This window comes from Dyadobacter frigoris (assembly GCF_005280585.1).
Taxonomy (GTDB): domain Bacteria; phylum Bacteroidota; class Bacteroidia; order Cytophagales; family Spirosomataceae; genus Dyadobacter; species Dyadobacter frigoris.
Map to the genome: position 1 here is coordinate 229515 of NZ_SZVO01000006.1, position 23636 is coordinate 253150.

14 protein-coding genes are annotated in these 23636 nt (G+C 40.3%); 5 read left to right on the forward strand and 9 right to left on the reverse strand.

Annotation, left to right across the window (positions count from 1 at the left end; genetic code table 11):
* Positions 1-32: 32 nt before the first annotated feature.
* Positions 33-1205, reverse strand: coding sequence for a molecular chaperone DnaJ (gene dnaJ, locus FDK13_RS14535; protein WP_137340729.1), 1173 nt, complete (start codon positions 1203-1205; stop codon positions 33-35).
* Between the two features lie 104 nt (positions 1206-1309).
* Entirely contained in the window at positions 1310-1891 is a 582-nt protein-coding gene (locus FDK13_RS14540; RefSeq protein ID WP_170982803.1) for a nucleotide exchange factor GrpE, read from the reverse strand.
* A 148-nt stretch (positions 1892-2039) separates the two neighbouring features.
* On the opposite strand from FDK13_RS14540, the gene queG reads away from it, so the two are divergent.
* From queG to FDK13_RS14565, 5 genes are all read left to right on the forward strand, one after another.
* On the forward strand, positions 2040-2987 hold the full coding sequence (queG, locus tag FDK13_RS14545; RefSeq protein ID WP_137340731.1) for a tRNA epoxyqueuosine(34) reductase QueG: 948 nt from the start codon (positions 2040-2042) through the stop codon (positions 2985-2987).
* 70 nt (positions 2988-3057) lie between these two features.
* On the forward strand, positions 3058-3471 hold the full coding sequence (locus FDK13_RS14550; protein WP_137340732.1) for a DUF1761 domain-containing protein: 414 nt from the start codon (positions 3058-3060) through the stop codon (positions 3469-3471).
* Positions 3472-3584: 113 nt separating this feature from the next.
* A complete protein-coding gene (locus FDK13_RS14555; protein ID WP_137340733.1) occupies positions 3585-4439 on the forward strand; it encodes a universal stress protein in 855 nt (284 codons plus the stop codon).
* 57 nt (positions 4440-4496) lie between these two features.
* On the forward strand, positions 4497-5576 hold the full coding sequence (corA, locus tag FDK13_RS14560; protein ID WP_137340734.1) for a magnesium/cobalt transporter CorA: 1080 nt from the start codon (positions 4497-4499) through the stop codon (positions 5574-5576).
* Positions 5577-5668: 92 nt separating this feature from the next.
* A complete protein-coding gene (locus tag FDK13_RS14565) occupies positions 5669-8140 on the forward strand; it encodes a bifunctional UDP-N-acetylmuramoyl-tripeptide:D-alanyl-D-alanine ligase/alanine racemase (RefSeq protein WP_137340735.1) in 2472 nt (823 codons plus the stop codon).
* Positions 8141-8193: 53 nt separating this feature from the next.
* Here FDK13_RS14565 and ppk1 read toward each other — a convergent pair whose 3' ends face one another.
* The 7 genes from ppk1 to FDK13_RS14600 form a co-directional block, all read right to left on the reverse strand.
* Positions 8194-10494 carry a polyphosphate kinase 1 gene (ppk1, locus tag FDK13_RS14570; RefSeq protein WP_137340736.1) on the reverse strand — a complete coding sequence of 767 codons (2301 nt, stop codon included), beginning with the start codon at positions 10492-10494 and terminating at the stop codon, positions 8194-8196.
* Positions 10495-10666: 172 nt separating this feature from the next.
* The gene (gene gyrB, locus FDK13_RS14575; protein WP_137340737.1) at positions 10667-12622 is read right to left on the reverse strand and encodes a DNA topoisomerase (ATP-hydrolyzing) subunit B; all 1956 of its coding nucleotides are present in this window, start codon (positions 12620-12622) and stop codon (positions 10667-10669) included.
* Positions 12623-12986: 364 nt separating this feature from the next.
* Positions 12987-14690 (reverse strand): hypothetical protein, encoded by a 1704-nt coding sequence (locus tag FDK13_RS14580; protein WP_137340738.1) that lies wholly within the window; start codon positions 14688-14690, stop codon positions 12987-12989.
* 265 nt (positions 14691-14955) lie between these two features.
* Positions 14956-18126 (reverse strand): PVC-type heme-binding CxxCH protein, encoded by a 3171-nt coding sequence (locus FDK13_RS14585; RefSeq protein ID WP_137340739.1) that lies wholly within the window; start codon positions 18124-18126, stop codon positions 14956-14958.
* A 78-nt stretch (positions 18127-18204) separates the two neighbouring features.
* Positions 18205-19083, reverse strand: a complete 879-nt coding sequence (locus FDK13_RS14590; protein WP_137340740.1) for a ThuA domain-containing protein — start codon at positions 19081-19083, stop codon at positions 18205-18207.
* Between the two features lie 196 nt (positions 19084-19279).
* Positions 19280-20032, reverse strand: coding sequence for an outer membrane beta-barrel protein (locus FDK13_RS14595; RefSeq protein WP_137340741.1), 753 nt, complete (start codon positions 20030-20032; stop codon positions 19280-19282).
* A gap of 138 nt (positions 20033-20170) precedes the next feature.
* On the reverse strand, positions 20171-23491 hold the full coding sequence (locus FDK13_RS14600; RefSeq protein WP_137340742.1) for a VCBS repeat-containing protein: 3321 nt from the start codon (positions 23489-23491) through the stop codon (positions 20171-20173).
* Positions 23492-23636 lie beyond the last annotated feature (145 nt).

The window sequence follows — 23636 nt, forward strand, 5'->3', positions numbered from 1 at the left end:
TCGGCTCGTTTTTATATTTTATTCAAAATTGATCAATGAAAGAAATCTTTCATTTTATCAAAAAATCCTTTTTCATTTTTACCTGGTTTCGGCTGGAAATTTGGGGAATTTCTTAACGATTCCAAAGTTTCACGCTCGTCAGATGATAGTTGCTGCGGCGTCCAGACACTGATATGTACCAGCTGATCTCCTTTTCCATAACCATTCAAATCCTTAATTCCTTTTCCTTTCAGACGAAGAATTTTGCCGGCCTGTGTTCCCGGTTCGATTGTAATACGCGCTTTTCCGTCAATTGTAGGAATTTCAGTTGAAGTCCCCAAAGCTGCATCAACGAAACTCATATGCATATCAAAAACGATATTATTTCCGTCACGTTTAAGATTAGGATCTTCTTCCTCCTCAATGACGATAAGCAAGTCGCCCGCTACACCGCCCCTTGAAGGAACATTTCCTTTTCCCGACATGGAAAGCTGCATACCTTCTGCAACACCACCAGGAATATTCAGCGTGATCAGATCATCCTGCAATAATCTTCCTTCACCGGCACAAGTATCGCAGCGTTCGCTGATAATTTTTCCGTCACCGTTACACTGTGGACAAGTACTGGTCGAAACCATTTGTCCAAGCATGGTACTAACTACTTTACGAACCTGGCCTGTACCATTACAACCTGTACAAGTTGTCAGGGAAGTTCCGTTTTTCGCGCCATTCCCGCCGCAAGTGTTACAACTAACGTGGCGTTTTACTTTAATTTTTTTCTCAACACCGTTGGCAACTTCTTCAAGATTAAGTTTCAGCTTAATTCTTAAATCAGAACCACGACGAACTCTGCGTCCGCCACCTCCGCCGCCACGACCGAAAATATCTCCGAAAGGACTTTCGCCGCCGCCGAAAATATCACCGAACTGAGAGAATATGTCGTCCATGGAAAATCCACCGCCGCCAAATCCGCCTGCACCAGCTCCTGCTCCTCCATTACCTACACCTGCATGTCCGTACTGATCGTAACGCGCACGTTTGTTATCGTCGCTCAGGATACTGTAAGCTTCGGCAGCTTCTTTAAATTTATCTTCCGCCGTAGGATCTTCCGGGTTTTTATCCGGGTGAAATTTAATTGCCAGCTTACGGTAAGCCTTCTTGATCTCATCCGCAGCCGAGCCACGATCCACCCCAAGAACTTCGTAATAATCTCTTTTCTTTGCCATTTTTTATTTTCAATGAGTAATGTATGGAGAGTCTTTCACCATTGCAAAAAATTCAATAATGGATGATTCAAATCATACATTACCATTATTTATTTATCATTATTTCACGCACCAACGATAACCTTGGCGTAGCGAATTACTTTTTCATTCAGAAGATATCCTTTTTCAATTTCGTCAATCACCTTCCCTTTCAGGTCATCCGAAGGAGCAGGGAATTGCGCAATTGATTCGTGAAGCTCTGCATCAAAAACTTCTCCTTTTGACAACATTGGCTTCAAACCTTTTGCTTCAAGTGCCTTGTAAAGTTTGGTATAAATAAGATCCACACCTTCTTTCAAAGCTTCAATTTCTGTTGAAGAATCGAAGGAAACTTTCGCACGTTCAAAATCATCTACAATTGGAAGTACAGCTTTGATCACATCAGCACTTGCAACAGAAAGCATTTCAAGTTTTTCTTTTGCAGTACGTCTGCGGAAGTTTTCAAAATCAGCATAAAGACGCAAGTACTTATCTTTCAATTCTGCAACTTCTGTTTTATGCGCTTCTGCCGGATCTGTTACTTCAACCTCACCGATAACTTCACCAGCATTGTCCATTGGCAAGCTGTTTTCAGCGAAATTTTGATCATCATTTACCACATTGTCAGTATTCATCTGTCCGGCTTCGTCGTTTATTTGGTTTTCCATGTCCTTATCTTTGTTGTATTCTGTATTTTTCGGCATAGTTTTCCCATGCTTTCCTGATAAAATCATTACCTGAAGTGTACTAAATTACTTTGCCAGTCATAAAAAACTGACAAGATGACATTCCCGGGGCATTTCGTAACTTTGTATCATGACTACAGAAGATCTCGTACGCAAAGAACGCAGCCAGTTTATTAAATCGAAAGCAGCCGAAATTGGTTTCGATTTCTGCGGTATTTCCAAAGCGGAGTTTTTGGAAGCAGAAGCACCGCGGCTTGAAAACTGGTTAAACCGTCAGCAAAACGGGGCGATGGGTTATATGGCCAATCATTTTGACAAGCGGCTTGATCCACGAAAACTCGTCGATGGCGCTGAATGTGTGATTTCTGTACTATTAAATTATTTTCCTTCCGAAACACTTCCTGAGGGCCCGGAAGATCTTAAAATTTCCAAATATGCTTACGGAGAAGATTATCATTTTGTTTTAAAAGATAAACTGAAATTGTTACTCGAAGCAATCCAGGAAGAAATCGGCGAAGTAAGCGGACGTATTTTTGTTGATTCAGCTCCCGTTATGGACAAAGCCTGGGCGGCAAAAAGCGGCTTGGGCTGGGTTGGCCGGCATTCCAATTTGCTCAACCGGGATATGGGGAGTTTCTTCTTTATCGGAGAAATAATCTGTGATTTGAAACTTGCTTATGATGGCGCGGTAAAAGATTATTGCGGAACCTGCACCCGCTGTGTTGACGCTTGTCCGACGGATGCGATCACGGAGCCTTATGTTGTTGATGGCAGCAAATGCATCAGCTATTATACCATTGAACTGAAAGATGCCATTCCTGATGATGTTAAAGGAAAATTTAATAACTGGATTTTCGGCTGTGATATTTGTCAGGATGTATGTCCATGGAACCGTTTTTCACAAACATCCAAAACGCCGGAGTTCTCTCTTTCTCAGGAGTTAAGCGGATTTTCTAAAAACGATTGGGAAGAAATTACAGAAGAAGTTTTCCGTGCGCTTTTCAGACGCTCGCCTTTAAAGCGCACAAAGTATGATGGTTTAAAAAGAAATATTGACTTTCTAAAACCGTTAACATAAGAAGATCGTAAATTCTCCCACCAATATTTTTAATAAGATTTCCTTTTGATGACCGAAAAATACTCTGCTTATGAGAAAACAATCCGTCAATCTTTGGGCCGTGCTTGTATGTGTGGTGATCGGACAAATTATTCCTGCTTTATGGTACTACCTTTTTGCAGAACAATGGGCAGCGCTGAACGGGTTTGAGAAATCCGCTATGGATTCCGCCAACAGTTCTGTCCCTTATCTCGCCAGCATCGTTTCCTCCGCTTTTATGGCTTATACCCTTGGTTGGGTTTTTACAAAAATTCCTGTAAAATCCGGTTACATCGGTTTCCTGATCGGACTCCTTTTTGGAATTGTTTTTGTGCTTTTTGAAATTATTGTTAAAGATATGTTTTCAAAAAGAGCATTGGAACTTTCGTTGATCGACGGAGGTGTGAGTGTGATCATTTATTGTATTACCGGTTTTATTCTTGGAATTTGGCGTAAATACGAATAATAATGAGCAAAGTCATAATCGTTTGGCACCATTCTTTACAGTTTGTTCATATGTTATAAGAACTATTGCGTTAACTTGGAGTCCAACTTAAAAGCCTGTAAACCGCGACGATTATGAACAAGATTTTGATCCCCATCGACTTTTCTGAAAATGCTGACCGTGCGTTGAGCGCAGCAAAACTCATGGCAGATAAAGAAAGTACTGAGTTGATTATTTTACATGCTTACCAACCTTATATTCCGGACGTAAGTGTAATGCCAGGTAGTGTTTTGCCAGGGATCGGTTCGCCGGATTATTCCTATGTTGGCGTGGATCTTGAAAACAATTTCCGTCATCAGCTTGATGAATATGTTGCCAAAATTTCGGCAGAAGGTTACAAAACTAAATCAATCTGGGCTGTCAGCAGTATCCAATCAGCTGTCGAAGACGCAGTTGCGGAAAACAAACCTGATCTGATCGTTACCGGCAGAACCGGAACAGGCGGCTTTATTGATAAATTGATTGGAAGTTCTGCTACGCATATCGCACTACATTCTCCTTGTCCGGTGATGATCATTCCGCCTCAGGCAGAACCTAAGAAATTTTCAAAGGTAGTTTACGCAACACAGCTGGAATATTCGGAAAACGATATTCTTAAAGAAGTTTATGTGCTGATGAATCATTTGGGAAGTAATTTGACTTTACTAAAAGTGAATGCTGAGCATCAGCCAAATATTCAGTCGGACAATCAATTTCTGGATGAAATTAAAGCAGAATTTCCTCAAAGTATTGATGCAATCATATACCGTGATGATAAAAGCGTTTTGGATGGAATTGAAGCTTATTGTGATGAAGTAAGCGCCGATTTACTGATCATGTCAACGCGTGAACGATCATTTATAGAAGAGTTTCTGATCAATCCGAGCGTAACAAGAAAATTGGTAGTGGACACCCATGTCCCTCTGCTTATTTACCATCTTGCAGAATAAAAACAGAATATATTATATTTACTATCCACTCAGGTAATATCGTCAGTTCATATTCGAATGTCTAAGAGAAAGCATCGGCAGAAGCGGGAAAATTTGTTAACATCTCCTGGTACACTTACGTACATCGGGCCCGATATTGAGCTAAAAACGAAAGTCAGGAAACTTCAGTATAATGCCGATTTCTATAAAGACGATGCCGTTACAAGCCTTGCAGAATGTGCTGTTAGTCAGAATCTGGAACCACATATTACCTGGCTGGATGTAGATGGAATTCATGAAACAGCTCTGGTCGGAAAAATTGGCAATTTGTATCATCTTCATCCGCTGATACTGGAAGATATTGTTAATACCGAACATAAGCCCAAATTGGAAGTTTATGATACTGGTTACATCTTTCTGACTTTGAAAATGCTTCATGTCGAGTCAGAAGAACCGTTGGAAATTTCTTCCGAACATGTAAGTTTTGTAGCCGGAACAGATTACCTGATCTCTTTTCAGGAGGAAAGAAAGGAGGATATCTTCAAGCCCGTTATCGACCGGCTTAAAGCATCCGTTGGAAAAACACGCAGAAACGGGACCGATTATCTGGTTTTTGCTTTGATGGATGTGATCGTTGATAATTACTTTTTTGTTCTGGAAAAGTTTGGTGAAAAACTTGATATGGTGGAGGAAAGCATCATCAGCGGATCAAAAAAACAATCATTAAATGATTTATATTCTTTGAAAAGAGAATTGACTTTTGTTCGCAGGGCAATCTGGCCGTTGAGAGATATGATCAACCAGTTGATACGGGAAGATAATCTATTGATAAGCAAAGATGTCGTCCCTTATTACCGCGATCTTTACGATCACATTATGCAGGCCGTCGACACGATAGATTCATATCGCGAATTACTCGCCAGTCTTGCAGATGTTCATTTATCAACCATCAGTAACCGAATGAATGCGGTTATGAAAACACTTACAATTTTCTCGGCTATCTTCATGCCGCTGACTTTTATTGTGGGTGTTTATGGTATGAATTTTGAAAATATGCCTGAACTGAAAAGCCCACACGGATATTATTATACCTGGGGCGTCATGGTTGTTGTGACCATTGGGATGCTGATCTATTTCAGAAAAAGGAAATGGATTTAGCCAGGTTCGTATAGATATTCAGTTCATCTTAATAAATAACCATACAAAAACATCATTCTTTAATACCTTTGCACTTTGCAAATACGATTGGAATGATTCTGACTGAAAATACAACTGCATCCATACAAACCCAGGCAAGTTATCTGCTGACAGATAGCCGCCAAGTATCTTTTCCCGGAAAAAGCATTTTTTTTGCGATCAAAGGCGAACGCCACGACGGGCATCAATTTCTTTCAGAGCTTTATGAAAAGGGAGTCCGTGAATTTGTTATTGAAGAAGCCTCACTAACCGATGCGCTTAAAACCGATATCAATTCATGGAAAGATGCAAAAGTCTGGACGGTCTTTTCCAGTATTCGTGCCTTACAAAAAATAGTTACTGAACATCGTAACCAATTCAATATTCCTGTTTTGGGTATTGCCGGAAGTAATGGAAAAACCATTGTTAAAGAATGGCTCTCCCAACTTACAGCACCGGGACAACGCGTTATTGCCAGTCCCAAAAGTTATAATTCCCAAATCGGCGTTCCGCTTTCCGTCTGGAATTTAAAGAAAGAACATACGTTGGCCATTTTTGAAGCCGGGGTTTCCCGCGCGCATGAAATGGAATATCTGCAACCGGTCATTAAGCCTACGATTGGAATTTTCACCAATATTGGTTCTGCACATGACGATGGTTTTCGGAGCAGAAAACAAAAGATAACGGAGAAACTCCGTCTTTTTACAAAAGTCAAAAAGTTGATCTATTGTAAAGATTATACCGAAGTTGATGAAGAAATCAAGCTGATTCTTAAACCTGTAAATCCGTTTTTGAAAACGATTAGCTGGGGAATCAGCCTTGGCGGTGATGTGACCGTTTCTTATGATTTGCAAAAAGATAAAACATTTATATCACTAAGTGGTCTGTTTGGAAATAACCGGTTCGAAACCGGTTTTCGTGACGATGCATCTCTTGAAAACCTAACGCATTGCATTTTATTTCTACTTGATTTTGGATTACCTGCTTCGGTAATTCAGGAAAGAATTTTAATTCTCCGCCCGGTTTCGATGCGTCTTGAATTAAAAGAAGGCATCAACAATTGTTATATTATTGACGACACCTATAACAATGATCTTCAAGGCCTTACAATGGCCTTAAATTTCATGTCACAGCAGGAACAGCGGAATCACAGGACGGTAATTTTGTCTGATGTTTTACAATCAGGACAAACCCCGGCCGAGCTCTACGGTATTATAGCGCAATTGTTAAGAGAAAAAAAGATAGACAAACTTATAGGAATCGGACCGGAAATGTGCCGCCAGATCATTCAGTTTGATACGGATGAAAAAGATTTCTATCCGGATACCGAGACATTTTTAAAGTCATTTCCTTTCAATTCATTAAGTAACAGTCTGGTATTGGTAAAAGGCGCAAGAACATTTTCATTTGAAAAAATTGTTCACCGCCTTCAGCAAAAAGTCCATGGTACTGTACTGGAAATAAATCTTGACGCCCTTACGCATAACCTTAATTTTTACAGAACAAAAGCTGGTTCTGAAACAAAAATCATGGTGATGGTCAAAGCCTTTGCTTATGGAAGCGGAAGTTCGGAGGTGGCGAGTTTGCTGCAATATCACCGTGTTGACTATCTCGGCGTTGCATATGCAGACGAAGGAGTTTCATTACGTCAAAGTGGAATTACGCTGCCGATTATGGTGATGAATCCGACTTCGCCAACATTTGATACACTTTGGCAATATCATCTGGAACCGGAAATTTACAGTCGCAGGATTTTAAGTGACTGGATTGCCTATGTGAAAAATAAAAATACGCCGTCCGACATGCCGTCTGTTCACTTAAAACTGGACACCGGTATGCATAGACTAGGTTTTGTAGAAGATGATTATGAGTGGCTTTCGCAGCAGTTGATAGAAAATTCTGATATCCATGTTTCAACAATTTTTAGTCATCTCGTCGGCGCTGACGAAGGCGTACATAATAATTTCTCTCATCAACAATATGAGCGTTTTGTCAAAGGCTCGTCATTGATCGAAGATACATTGGGATATAAAGTAACCAGACACATTTTAAATTCCGCCGGAATCGTCCGTTTTCCAGAGTTTAAACTGGATATGGTTCGTTTAGGAATTGGCTTGTATGGCGTAGAAGCAACAGGCCAGCAGCAGCATTTTCTGCAATCGGCCGGGACCTTGAAAACGGTTATTTCCCAAATCAAATATTTATCTGCCGGAGAAACGGTTGGTTACAGCAGACGTGGTTTAATTGATCACGATTCGGCTATTGCAACATTGGCTATTGGCTATGCGGATGGCTATGACCGTGGACTTGGAAATGGTATCGGCGAAGTTTGGGTAAACGGAACGTTTTGTCCAACCATCGGAAATGTTTGTATGGATATGACGATGATTGATGTAACCAATGCCCAAGCCGAAGAAGGTGATGAAGTAATGGTTTTCGGAAAAGAAATTCCAATTACGGATTTGGCCAAACGAATAAATACAATTCCTTATGAATTACTAACAGGAATTGGCGAAAGAGTTAAAAGAGTATTTTTTAAAGAATAAAACAAAAAACCGATTGGAGACTCCAATCGGTTTTTTTGTAGATTTTTAAATTTTTATTCCGCGGCCTTCTCTTCTTCTGGTTGTTGTTGTTTTGCCAGATCTTCTTCCACGGTATCCGCAGGTTTTTGATCCGGGACAAAAAGTTTAACTTTTAAAACATCTTCCAAAGTAACATCAAAAAATGCTTTGTGAATGTTTAGCGGCTCTTCATTCGGCTCCATACATTTGACGTAAGTTCCGTCTTCCTGCATTTCGTAAGCGTTCACATTATCCAGTAAGCTAAAATACAGAATATGAATCGCTTCCTGTTTTACACGGATATCAACCAGTTTGAATAACGATTCAATACGACGGTCAAAACTGCGAACCATCGCGTCAGCACTACCTCCATATACCAGCGGTTCTCCGTTTTGATGGAAATAAAATATTCTTGAATGTTCAAGGAAATCACCAACTAGAGAACGTACAGAAATGTTTTCACTCAGCCCTACCCTTCTTGGACGTAAACAACACATACCGCGAACGATCAATCGAATGGGTACACCAGCCTGTGAAGCAGCATATAATTCCTGAATTGTCTCCTTATCTTCCAACGAATTTATTTTGATACAAATCCCGCAAGGCAAACCGACTTTTGCATTTTCAGCCTCCTTCTGAATCAGCTCGATCAGCTTTTTACGCATGTATCGCGGCGCCGTGATCAGGTTTTGATATTCGGTTGGACTGGAATGGCCTGTGATTACATTGAAGAATTCGGAAATATCCTGCGTATATTCTTCATTTGTTGTCAACAAACCGGTATCCGTGTATAATCTGGAAGTATCTTCATTGTAATTGCCACTCGACAAATGCGCGTATCGAAGTACCCTGTTTCCTTCATTACGAACGATCAATAAAAGCTTTGTATGCGTTTTCAGCTGACCGATTCCATAAATCACAAAACAGCCCGCTTTTTGCAGACGCTGCGCTTCCTTGATATTATTTTCCTCGTCAAATCGGGCTTTTACTTCAAACAAAACAGCCACGTGTTTCCCGTTTTCCGCCGCATGAAGCAAAGCTTCGGTAACCCTGGAATTTTTTGCCAGACGATAAATCGTCAATTTGATCGAAAGTACTTTTGGATCTTCCGCGGCCTGTTCCAACAATTGGAGAACCGGTTCAAAGTTATTATAAGGATGGTGCAGGAGAATATCCTTTTCCCGCATCGCCTCAAAAACGTCCACAATTCTTTCTCTTTCAAGTCCTAATGGCGGAACCGGCGGATGTGTCGGCGGAATCTGATCCTTGAATTCGGGATGACGGATAATATTCCAAAGTGAAGTATAATCTATAATTCCGTTTACTTTGAAAACATTATAATCATCAATTTCCCAGCGCTTTTTGATCAGGTTCAACAAATCCGGATTAGCATCAGGCTCTATGGCGACACTAACAACACGCCCAAGACGACGGTTTTTAATTTTTTGCTTGATCTCATCAATAAAATCTGACTCCATATCATCACTTTCTTCCAGAGAAAAATCACCATTACGGATCAGTCTGAAAAGATTTGTAGATACGATATCGACGTTACGATACAATTTATAAATATGCGCTCTAACGATTTTCTCTATTGGCAAAAACAAAATTTCTTCGTCACGTTCAATGACGTAAAATCTTGGCAGATTGAGCGGAAGCTGCACAAAAGAAAGTTTCCTATCTTCCTCAGAGGTTGAACCTTTCACCTGAGTAATGACACCCAGTACCAAAACCTTCGCCAGCAAAACCGGAAAAGCGTGGGTATAATCAAATAGCATCGGCGTAAGCATCGGATAAACCGTGCGCTCAAAATATTGTTCAATATCCGAAGTTTCCTCTTTTGCCAGATCTTCCATACCAACGATGCGGAAACCATGTTTTGCAAAAAGTGGCTGGAGCTGATCTGTATAACATTCACTTTGCAGGCGGATAAATTCCTGAAGCTCTTTCATCAGCATTTTCCTGAATGGAATTTCCCGCAAACCGGAATAATCCACGCGTTCTTTTCCGAAGTCAAGATAATTGTATAAACTTCCGAGACGAATCGTAAAAAATTCATCCAGATTGGAAGAAGTAATCGCCAGAAATTTCATTCTGTCAAAAAGATTTCTTTCCTCATTTGTCGCCTGATCCAATACCCGGTCATTGAATTTCAGCCAGCTCAAATCTCTGCTGATGAAATCACTTTGCTGAACCAAAGTGTTCACCTTTTCCGCGGGACTTACCAATTTTGTGTCGTCCATGGCTGTTTCTTTTGGGTTTTTGAAGTAGGAAAATAAACTCGAAAGTCTCCCCTTTCTTTCCTGGTTGGTTATGGAATCGGTATGGTCAGGCATAATGTTTAAAAATTAAAACGATTCGTACGATCGTGAACCACAAAATGCAACGAATCTGATTATATATTGTTTTTGGCTGGATGAAGTTTTTGTTAATTTTTTGACCGAAAAAAAACGGACGACTGAACATAGTCAGCCATCCGTTTTAATAATTTGCGACGAGTGCTAACCGTTACACGTCTACACGGGCATATTTTGCATTTTTTTCAATGAAATCGCGGCGGGGGCCAACTTCATCTCCCATCAACATAGAAAATAAATGATCGGCTTCTGCTGCTGACTCTATTGAAACCTGTTTAAGGCTTCTGCCATCAGGATTCATTGTTGTGCTCCATAATTGTTCGGCGTTCATTTCTCCCAAACCTTTATAGCGCTGGATATTCACAAGGTCGTCACGACCATTTGAAATAGCTTTTACGGCTTCTTCGCGTTGTTGTTCTGTCCAGCAGTATCTTTCTTCTTTTCCTTTTTTAACAAGGTACAAAGGCGGCTGAGCGATGTAGATATAACCGCTGTCAATCAGAATCTTCATATAACGGAAGAAGAAAGTAAGGATCAGCGTACGAATGTGGCTACCGTCAATATCCGCATCCGTCATGATTACAATCTTATGATAACGCAGTTTGTCAATATTCAAAGCTCTTTCGTCACCATCTTTTCCGATCTGCACACCCATTGCGGTGAACATATTCTTGATCTCTTCATTTTCATAAATCCGGTATTCCTGTGCTTTTTCAACATTAAGAATCTTACCTCTCAAAGGTAAAATTGCCTGGAATGCGCGGTTACGGCCTTGTTTCGCAGTTCCACCAGCCGAATCCCCTTCAACAAGATACAATTCGCAAATTGCAGGATCTGTTTCCGAACAGTCAGAAAGTTTACCCGGCAATCCCGAACCAGTCAAAATATTCTTGCGCTGAACCATTTCACGTGCCTTTTTGGCAGCGATACGTGCTTTGGCGGCAAGGATAACTTTTTCAATGATCGTTCTGGCCTCCTTTGGATGTTCGGCAAGATAAGTATCAAGCATTTCTGCTACCACCTGACTTACCACACTTACAACCTCAGAGTTACCAAGTTTTGTTTTTGTCTGACCTTCAAACTGCGGTTCCTGAACTTTAACAGATATTACGGCCGTCAAACCTTCACGAAAATCATCTCCGCTAATCTCAATTTTCTCTTTCGCCAGCACACCCAACTTATCCGCATAGTTTTTCAGCGTTCTTGTCAGTGCCGCTCTGAAACCCTGAACGTGCGTACCGCCTTCAACCGTGTTGATGTTGTTCACATAAGAGAAAACATTTTCTCCATAAGAAGTATTATACATCATCGCAATTTCCACAGGCACCGTTCCTTTGGTGTTCTCCATGTAAATTGGCTCAGGAATTAATGCCTGGCGTGTACCTTCAAGGTAAAGTACAAATTCGTTCAGACCAATTTCCGAGTGAAATTCTTCGCCGCGATTAACACCATTTTCATCTTGCTCACGCTTATCTTCCAGCGTTATGCGAATCCCTTTGTTCAAAAAGGAAAGTTCACGAAGCCTTGTAGCAACAGTTTCGTATTTATATTCAGTAACAGTAAAAATCGTCGCATCCGGTTTGAAATGGATAAACGTTCCTGTCTTTGGTGAATCCCCGATAACCCGTACAGGGTACAGCGGTTTTCCTTCACTATATTCCTGTTCAAATATTTTTCCCTCGCGGTGAATTTCCACCCGCAAATGAATTGAAAGTGCATTTACGCAGGATACACCCACACCATGCAAACCTCCGGAAACTTTATAAGTATCTTTATCAAATTTACCACCCGCGTGAAGTACCGTTAAAACTACTTCAAGTGCTGATTTCTTTTCCTTGGCCATAAGCCCGGTTGGAATCCCGCGGCCATTATCCTGAACGGTAATGGAATTGTCTTCTTCAATCGTAACGTTGATGGTGTCACAGTAGCCGGCCATTGCTTCATCAATGGAGTTGTCAACTACTTCCCAAATCAAATGGTGAACTCCTTTAAAACCAGTATCACCAATGTACATGGCCGGACGTTTACGTACGGCCTCTAAACCTTCAAGAACCTGGATGTTATCGGCTGAATAATTATTTACTTCACTCGCTATTTCGTTTGCCATATAGTTTGTTTTACTCTACGAAAAAAAGAGCCTTATCAGAGGCTTTTTAAACATACAAAGATACGGAAATTCCGCACCTTTACCTAACCGATTTAAGATATAGATCAGACAACTTTTTATATTTTAAGTAAATCAAAAAATACACGATTATACAGCGCAAATAGCCGGAAACAGCTAATGATCGACGGAAAATTATATTGTGAGTTGAGCAGCGATCCGAAAATTCCTGATTTGTACCACCGTTTTTAGTGCAGGGAAAATATCAAGACAATATAAAAAAAGCTAAAAAATATAATCCAAAAATCATATCCCCGAATAAGCTGTTTCTCCTATCCGTACCAACTCTTTTTTTAGTCCGGAAAATTTACGGTTCTATCCTTAGCTTTTCATTTTGAACGATAAGAGATTCAGTAAACAGCGTAAATTTCTTTTTATCTTTTGAATCAATATCCAGCATCCCGATTTCATATTGACCGGTCGGAAAATTCTTGTTTTGAACAAAACACAGGAAACCGTCTTTGTGATACTGTGCTTGTGTAGCCCATGCCTTTCTGCCTTCTTTTTCAGGATTGGCACATAGCAGATAATTAAGATGTGTGGTTCGTGATCTTAACACGACGAATCTGTCATTGAAGAATGATGTTGGTTTTGGCATTTTTTCGTTGACCAGAAAATATGTCGTATCTGCAATCAGACCATTTTTATCAGGACGTATAACAGGTTGTTTTCTTAACGCAACCGACGCATTTATCCGGGAATTTTTGTTGGCAGAAATCAATGAATCCAGTTCATTTTTACTGATTGCAGATTCTGGCAATCTGAATATTCCTTTTTTATAAGCCGGAAAAACATAAAACGCGGCATTGTCCAGCAAACTTTTTTCTACTGTTAAAAAGGTTTTATCATATCGCCAATTGTAGATATCTGCCATATATTTTGTTCTCTTATCGGCAACGATGTCGTTATACTTGTAATATGAATGTGCCCAATACCCGATGCTTAAAAATGTGATAATAAGGAAAACATTTTTACTACGGAAAATCCGGGAATAGTTCAAAAGCAGAAGATAAAAAATACAGGAACTTAACGCAGCATAAAGCTGAAATCTACTCGTAAGCGTAACGCCCTGCCATGATCTAAAAACGGCAATAACGGTACTGGTAATAAAAATAAAGCCAAGCAACGTCAACAATTCAACATTCACCTGCGGTTTGTAATTTTCCTTTTTTTCAAAACCCGAACGGATCATTTTGAAAACCAAAAAAGCGGCAAAAAAGACGATCACCCCGCCCCAGATTACGGTATACAATAAAAAATTATCCCACTCCGCCATACTCGCCCCGATAAACCCAAGAAGAGAAAACACAAAAACGCTGATATTGGGCGGCAAACCGGCAGCCTGCCCTGTTTCATAACCAGCTAGATAAATCCCCAATGCTGCAAACATAAAGGCTGCAAAACCAGCCGCTTTTTTAAACTCCTTGTAACAAAGCAGATAAAAGATTATAGCCGGAAAAGAAAGTATTCCGTTGCCGTGCGTGAAGGTTGCCAGAAAACAAAAAACAACGGCTCCGTAAAACCCTGATCTTGTATTTTTTGAAATCAAATAAATAGCAGAAACGAGAAATGCAGTTAAAAAAGAATGCTGCATCCCGTTGATCGCCCACAAGGAAACTTCGTGATACTGTGGATGTAGAAATAAAAATGGAACCGGCAAAAAATAGAAAAGCGGAAGCTTGATCCTTTTGAACTGGTTGTAAAGAAAATATAGAATGTACATCAAGTTAATTGATATCAACCCAATGTAAATTTTGAAGTTAAGATAGCCGTTAACTTTATAATCAACCAGACTGATCAGCCTTGGAATTACAACTTTATGGTCGTTATATGTTTTGAATAATTCCTTAAAGAAAGTGATGAAACCCAAGTTTCCCGAGTCCACTTTTTCTACAAAATCTATAAGGAGAAGGTCATCCTGGAATGGAAAATCAACTGAAAAATAATATATATAGCTTAGGAAAATAAAGACAACCAGAAAAATCAATAAAGCGGAAAATTGTTTCACCATAATGTAAAAATATATTTTGATTCAGCAAAAGGAAAATTATCCCGGATTGGCATGGCTTAAAACCACGCTAATCATTAGTCTGCTGAACACTTTTTGCCGATGTTTATAACGTTGGTATGTTTATGGATTAAAACTATGCCAGGAAGACTTCCTCGTTTCTAAAAGTTTAGCTACTCCTGACTTAATTTCTATTTTCGGTCGCAAGGTATAAAAAAACGGGGCACCTAAAAAAATTCAGATGCCCCGTTTTCATAAAGTTTTACTACTATTTATCCATCGGATATTCTTTCAAGAGCTGATCAGGAGCATAAAAATCTATTTTCTTTTCTGATGCTGCTCTTACTTTCTTCACTTTATCGGGAAGAATTGCCGCCCCCTTGTTTCCAAAAGAATTTCTGACATAAGTTAAAACCGCAGCGACTTCATTATCATTCAATAAACCACCAAATGGGGTCATAGGGACCTGTCCGGGGTATTTTTTTCCATTTACATCAATCGGACCCAGAAGTCCTTTTAACACAATTTTGATCAATCGATCGTCATTTCCCATCACCCATTTATTGCCTGTAAGCGGTGGAAAACCGGAAGCTTCCAATCCTTTTCCGTCAGGCTGATGACAGGTAGTACAATAGCCATCTTTCGCGTAAATTATTTTACCCTGATTAAAAAGAGTAAGTTCGTTTCCTTTCAAACCGGAATTTGTGATTTCTTCTTTTTCCTTTTTGACATTTTCACCTTTCAAATGTGCAACCGCTGCATCATATGCATGAATTGTCCATTCATCCAAAGGTTTTTTCTTAGCTTCTGCCAAAATTGGCAAACCTTTTTCCTTACCAATCCATGAAGCGGCCACAATCGCAGCCAGACGAACCCGGCTATTTTCATCCTGAGCTGCCTGCATCAGCAAATTCGCCTGATCAGGAACCTGATGGCCGGTGTAGCGCACCACTGTAACAGCGGCGGCTCTTGCGTGATAATCTTTTGCTTTTAAAACCTGTTTCAAAAGTTTCTGATCCACTTTGTCCAAACCCCAGCTTACCCAAAGTCCTTCCAAAAGATGGTGTTCATATTTCGGATCGTTTTTATCCAATCCATTCACCCAAACCGTAAGTTTTGACAAAACCTGAGCAACGTCTCTTCCTCTTAATTCGCGGCGCGTTCTGTATCGGGTACGGTATTCAGGAAGTTTCAGGTTTTCGAAAAGTTCTTCAATACTGGCACCGTCAATTTTGGCAGGTTTAACGAGCGGTCGCGACGGATAAGTAATGCGATAAACGCGTCCGTGTGAATGATCACGCAAAGGATCTCTTGCATTATGCTGCATGTGGCCGATCAAAATATTGTGCCAGTCTATCACGTAAAGTGAACCATCGGGAGCAAATTCCATATCAACGGGACGGAAATTTTTATCCTCACTAACCAGCAGATCCATTCTGTGATGACTGGCATAACCTGTCCCGTCATCTGTTAAAGTATGTTCTTTTGTTCCCAAAAACCCTATCGTATTGTTGATCAGGAAATCGCCCTGAATATTGTCAGGAAAATGACGGCTTGAAACGAATTCCAGACCCGATGTCGGACGTACTTTATGTGCTTCTTCAATCAGTGTAGGACCTTTGTGAGTAAACTCGCCATATCTTGGTAAAACTGATCCTGGTGTCATCCAGCGAACATCGGGACCAGAAGTTTCTGCGAAAAATGGCTGCCCCCAATCATCAAAAGCAATTCCCCAGGGATTTGGAATTGAAAGCTGTGCTGTCCGTTCCAGTTTATGAAGTTGTGGCGCGTAACGGTAAAAACCACCATTTGTTGCACGGACCGGTCCGTAAGACGTTTCCACATTTGTATGCAAAAACACACCTTCACCTGAATAAATTGCACCTGACGGGTCAACTGTAAATGCGTGACTGTTATGGTGCGTATCGTGGTCATCAAAACCACTCAAAAGAATTTCGCTTTTATCAGCCTTCCCGTCACCATCGGTATCCATCAGTATTTTCAGGTTGGTTCCTTGCGAAACATAAACCCCTTCTTTGGCAATTTCAAATCCAAGCGGAAGATGAAGGCCATCGGCAAAAACTGTTTGTTTATCTGCCTTTCCATCATTATTGGTATCTTCCAGAATGATGATTTTATCATTCGGTTTTGAATCCCCAGGTTTGTAATGCGGGTAACTTGGCATGGTTGCAATCCAAAGTCTTCCTTTATTATCAAAAGACATCTGCATCGGTTTTGCCAGATCCGGGAATTCTTCTTCCGAAGCAAAAAGGTCAATTTTATAACCTTCCGGCACTTTTAATTTTGCCAACGCGTCTGCTCCGTATAAATAAGTTAAGCTTCCGTTTTTCTCAGGATTGAAATTCGTTTTAACCGGAGGCAACGGCGTAGTATTTTTATCTGCAACCGCCAGATCAAGCTTTTCACCTTTCGATGCAGCCAACCAGACAGCCTGGTCACGGATATCAGTCAGCTCACGGATTTTCTGGATTTCGGCCGGATAATTGTCCTGACCAAATGGATTATAGCGACGGCCATATACGTGAACACCATTTGGAATTTTGATATCATTATGCCACATCCAGTTTTTTTCCAAAACGGCAGCATCAACCAATTTCCGGTTTGCTTCCGCCTTTGATTTTACTTTTCCAAAAAGCTGATCAGATAATAACAATCCCAGTTTTTCATAACCTGCGGCAGTAAGTTGAGAACCATCAATGGTTAATGGCTCAGCAGTAGTATCATACCATTTTTGAGAAGGTGTAAAAGCATCAACGTACAGAACTTTATTTTGATCTGCCACTTCTTTCATTGCTTTTGCATAAAGCGCAATGTTGACATTTTCCTTCTTTCCATTTGGCAAATCCATTTTGGCGGACAAATCTTCGAAAGCGATTGGTGATACCAATGCTAACTGCGGTGCAGTAACGCCGTTGTATTTCTGGCTTAAACTATATTTTACAAAAGCATCCAGTTCAGCTTTGTAATTCGCAACACCCTGCGGTCCGTTGAAAGATTCGTTATAACCGAAAAAGGCAATAATAATATCCGTTTTTAAACGGGTAAGCCATTGATCTGGTGTTTCAAAATGACCTTCACTTTGGGAATTATTGGCAAGTTCTGTCTGAAATTTTTGCGCACCCGGAAAAGCCCAGGGCAAATTACGACTTGCGTGCGGACGAAAACCCGGGGTATCGCCGCCATCACACATGTTGCGGATGTAGAGCGAACTGTCCGGATACCGGACCTGCATTTCGGTTTCAAAAGAACCATAATTCATCATACGCGATCCCAGATTATTGCCAATCAGCATAATATGAGAGCCTTTTTTAATTTTCAGCGTGTTCGATTCACTAAATTGAAATGCGCTGAAAGCAATGATAGCCAACGAAAAAAGGATGACTGATACATTGAAGCTTATTTTCCGGGGTTTAGACATTTTGATTTTTGATAATGATTCAAAAATGTAAGAAAGGTTCTGCTCTGCCAATAAGTACGCGACATGCAGCAGATTGTACTATTTCGCTTCTCTGTAAGGAACATTGATATCGATTCTTCCTTTCCAGCTTTTTGGCACTTTCTGGCCTAATTCCCAGTGAATTGCATTGATTATCAGATGCTGAAATGGTTCAAGTTGGAAGTCGTCAGGATGGCCCATGGTTGTCATGAAAACCTTTCCGCCAAAAGAATTGGTACCCGTCCAGGCAACCGGATTTTCGATTGCTTCTTTATCAGGATTCACCGATTTCCCCATCAATAGCCAGGTTGAACCTTTTGTTGGATAATCAGGCAAAACGCGGTACAACCATGAACGAACGTGGAAATTGGGAGAAACACCCGTAAGGATCGGATTATTTGCTTGCGCAGCGATCACGGAAACATCCGTGCTGCTATTATGACCATAATGCGTATGAGCCGCTTTTCCACCCCAGCCCGGAGGTGCATTCAGCGCAAATTCTCCAAAAGCATTCCATTTTTCATTTTCATCCCCTTCTGGATAATTGAATGCGTGCGTAGTTGTGCGGAAACCCATCACCGGTTTTCCGGTTTTCAAATAAGCTTCAATGTGTGCGAGCTGTTCTTTTGGCAATTGTCTCCAGCGAAGATAAAAAACAACCAGATCCGCATCTTTCAGCACTTCCAGACCAGGGATATTTTTTTCTGCATTATGATCAGGATAGGCTTTTAAAACGATCGTCCTCATGCCATAATTTTTTTCAAGTTCGGCAGCGATCAAAGGCAAAGTTGCTTCACCGCTATACTCATGATCGCCTGTTACGAACACTACGAGCGGTTTTTTGTCTTTACCAGGCTTCGGCGGAGAAGCAAATGCAGTAATGGAAATGCAGCAAATGACTGCACAAAGGATTAGGAATAAACGGGGTTTTAACATCATACTTCGATTTGTATCCAGTGGTTTAGACCCTGGAAATCTTATGAAAGAAAAGATTGAAAATGCTTAACCTGTTAAGTCTAAAAACGTCATAATCTACCGTATGAAAAACGTATTTTAAACCGCTCGGTTAAGGTTTTGCAAGTAAGACTTTTTTGTCCAACTTTTCCCTTACTTAATCATAAAACAAACGAAAGTATTAGTGTAGAAATTTCAGGCCCAGTGTTATTTCAATACGAGACAAATCTTCAAAATCTTCTCTTGACAGCTTGATTGTCTCCGTTTGTCCTGCCATTTTTTTCCTGAATTTGTAGGACGTGCCCAGATAACATGCACCGGAAAGATTCAGGGCCAGGTGGTCACCTAATTTTTGTTCAAGTCCAAGGCTTACAGCCCAACCTGTGGCGCTGCCTTTTAGTGTAAAATCTTCACCGTAAGCTCTTGCATTGTTTTTGTAAGATTGATATCCCATGGCAAATCCTGCCAAAACAGAGGTTTTCCCATTTTCAAAAGGTGACTGATATACAAAAGACGGCCCGATAAATTGAATAGAAATATCATCACTGAAATTTGTATTATACTCTCCTTTACTTTTGTAGAAATTATATTTCAAACCTAAACCAATATGCGGCCAAAGAAATTTATGAGCCTCCGCTCCTATCGAAAAGCCGGTTTTTAATTCTCTAAGATATTTTGAATAAGGTGTATCCGAACGGGTTCCAGCGTTGGGCAAACGGTAACTGTAACCTCCATTCAATCCAAAACTCCAAACATTTTGTGGTTTGACCTTTTTCAATTCAGGCAAAGAATCCGTTTTAACTGGTACTACTTTTTCGGTAAAATCTGAGACCACTTTCAAAGAATCGCCTTCTTCCATTTTAATTTCCTGCGCGTTTGCAGCAATGGATATCAGACAAAACAATAAGAAGAAAGCGGCTAAATATTTATTCATTTATAATTTTCGGACAATCGTTTTTGAATTCACTAACCATAACCAGAGATCCCGGTTTAGCTGGAAGTGAAGTCAAAGATACAATTAATACTTTACGGCCGTAAATCCTCTGCAAGCAAAACACGTTACATAACCTGGTTATGGCTTAACTTTCGGGTTTAATCCGTTGAGTTTATAGGTCAGCACAGCGGAATTATTTACCGTTGCAATCAAAATATTTTCTTTACCAACGGGCAGTGCAAGCAAATCGCGGACTTCACCCTTAACAAATAATCCGGAAACTTTCTGAGGTACATATTCAAATTTCAGATCTCCTTTATTGACAAAAAGCTGGACATAATTTGCATCATTTTTACCAATTCTCACACGCGTATGGTTTAAATTCCCGCCTAATAAAATATCCGCCTGACCATCTTTATTTACATCTGTCAGAGAAATTGCATAAATCGGTGCGAATTGGGCTTCCAAAGGCAATGCATGAAAAACCATAGTACCGTTTTTATTTTCAAGAATTCCGCTTCTCCATTCATTGGCAAATAATTTCTGTGCCGCATCCAGTTTTTCCTGCGGCAGAATTTCTGATAAACTTGCTTTGGAATAACTTACATAACTTGGAAACTTCTTTTTAAGTGAAGGAATCTGATCCAGCAATTCATCACGACTTGCGTATGGAAACTGTTTTTCTCCTTCGGTAACGCTGATAACCGGAACAATCCGGCCCAGTTTGTCATAGTCATTTGCATATAGTGTCAGGCCTTTTGGCGAAGTAATATTCCATTGCCAGTTGCTTCCCATATTTCCTACAACAAAATCCATATCACCGTCTCCGTCAAGATCCGCAGACTGAATAGTATTCCAGCAGCCGCTCAATTTTGCAGTTCCCCAGGTACCGCTTGCGTCCGTTAGTTTTCCTTTTTGGTTTGAAAAAACCCTGATCGGCATCCAATCCGAAACGATGACTAATTCAGGAAATCCGTCTTTGTTCAAATCCTGCCAGGAAGCGTCGGTAACCATGCCAACTTTTGAAAGCTGCGACGCAAGTGCAGTAGTTTGATCTGTAAATTTCCCTTTTCCATCATTGACCAACAAAGAACCGCCCTCACTTTCCGGAAATCTTCCCGGCGTAACTCTGATACCCAGAAAAATATCCGGATCGCCATCTTTATCTACATCCGAAATTGCTGCTGTTGATGCGTTCAAAGCTACTGCCGGAAATTCTGCACGTGACCATTTTCCTTTATCATTAATGTACAATCTGGCCTGCAAAAGTTTATCACCTGCATTCAGTTCATATCCTGCGCTCGTTACCAGTAAATCCGCATCACCGTCATTATCGGCATCAAAAAATTCCATATCCGCATCTTCGTAAGCCGCGTCCTGCTTGAAAACTTCCTGCGGTGAAAGAATCCATTGACCAGATTTATTGCTCATAAAAATCCCTTTAGATTGTCCGCGAGCGCCGCCAATGTAAAGATCTTCAATTCCATCGCCGTTCAAATCTTTGTGTGCAATATGCGGTCCCTGATACGAAAGCATAGCTGGAAGCAAAGTTTGGACACGGAAATCATTTCTCGGATCTTCATTATGCTTAAAATCAAGCATAGCGACTTTTTCAAATATTCCAGATTTGGCAGGAATATTTGTTGAAACCTGTATTGAAGCTTTGCTGTAATTTAAAGTTAATGCATCACCGGAAACATTTTTCAAAGTCTGTACTTTTCCATCGGCCCAGGTAATTTGAAGCGAATCGATTTTAGTATCATGTCCCAAACCAAAATGAATTCCATCCCACTGTGCAGACTGAAATCCACGAACGGGCATAAAATTCTGTGTCTGCGGTAATGAGTCACTGTAAAGTGTTACGCGCGCTCCTGCCATAACAGCGTATTTGGGAGCTTCCAATTTCACTTTCAGGAATTTATTTTTAAGCTTTTGTTCTGCATTATTTTTGTAAACAAATGCTTTCTGGTTGACATTATTAGTGATCAGATCAAGATCGCCATCATTATCAAGATCCGCGTAAATGGCTCCGTTTGCCTGATTTTTTTCATCGAACCCCCAGTCTGTTGTTTTCTTGGCAAAAGTCAGGTTTTTCTGGTTTTGGAAGATATAACTTGGACCGTTAATGGGGGGCATTTGTGCGATGATTTCCATCTGGCTTGGTACTTTTCCACTTTGTCCGGCTTGCGTCTGTAAATCCGTGGAATATTTCAAAAACTCCATATTGGTATAATCCCGGGCGTAACCATTGGAAATGAAAATGTCTTTCCAACCGTCATTATCAAAATCGGCCATCAACCCCGACCAGCTCCAATCCGTGTTTGAAACACCCGCCAGCTGCCCTACTTCACTAAAAACCGGGATGCCATTTTCATTTACTCCGTTATTAATCTGCAACATATTACGCATGGTCTGGTCATGAAAACCGGCGCGTAATAGTTGCTGGTATTTGTCATAATTATCATCCCCCGCAGTCAGTTTGATTCGTTCATTTTTTTCTGGCAACATGTCCAGTGTCAAAATATCCATCCAGCCGTCGTTATTCAAATCCGCTGCGTCCGTCCCCATTGAATAGAGAGAAACGTGACCGGTTGCATCGCGGATCACTTCTTTAAACTTTCCGTTTTTATCGTTGAGATATAAATAATCATTTTCGTTATAATCATTGGAAATGTAAATATCCGGCCAGCCATCATTGTTGAAATCATTGACATTGATACCTAATCCAAAACTCAGAACATTGGAAACGATTCCGGAAGAATCCGTAACGTTGACAAATTTATTATTATCATTTCTCAGTAATTTGTTACCATAAATCGGGTTTTTCTGTTGGCGGTAATCTGCAATCAGATTTGTAAAACCGGCGTATTTCTGAATTGAATGATTCAACAAAAAACAATCTGTATCACCATCTTTATCATAATCAAAAAACACGGCCTGCGTTGTGTAAGAATCATCATCCAGCCCGTATTCTTTTGATTTTTCGGTAAAAACTGGTATTCCATCAGCAGTTTTCCCATTGTTGACATATAACTTATTACGTCTGAGATTGGCATCCTGCGCTCCTGCCAGACTTACGTAAATGTCAATCCAGCCATCATCATTAATATCAACCAGTGAAACTCCGGTTTTCCAACCAAGATTTAAAGCAGTTCCGGATTTTTCTGAAACATCTTCAAATTTAAAATCGCCTTTGTTGAGATAAAGTTTATTGGCCACCATATTCCCGGTGAAATAAACATCAACTAAACCGTCGTTATTAAAATCTGCCGCTGCCACGCCTCCGCCATTATAAAAATATCCGTATTCCAGGACATTGTTTTCGGCATCTTCATCAATGAAATTATTAAATTCTATTCCGGTTTCACCCGAATTCAGTAGTGTGAATAATGTGTCTTTTTTTTGACAGGACGAAAAAATGATGATCAGTAAGAGAATCGGGATGCGGTTATTTTTCATAATAAAAGAATATACTTAACCTCTCAGAAAGACTAACTCCGGCAAATAAATTTGCGGCTTATGATCCGGAATTCAACAAAAACTAAATTTACATATAATAACAAAAAGGCAGGCATAACGCCTGCCTTCTGCTAACTGGTACAAT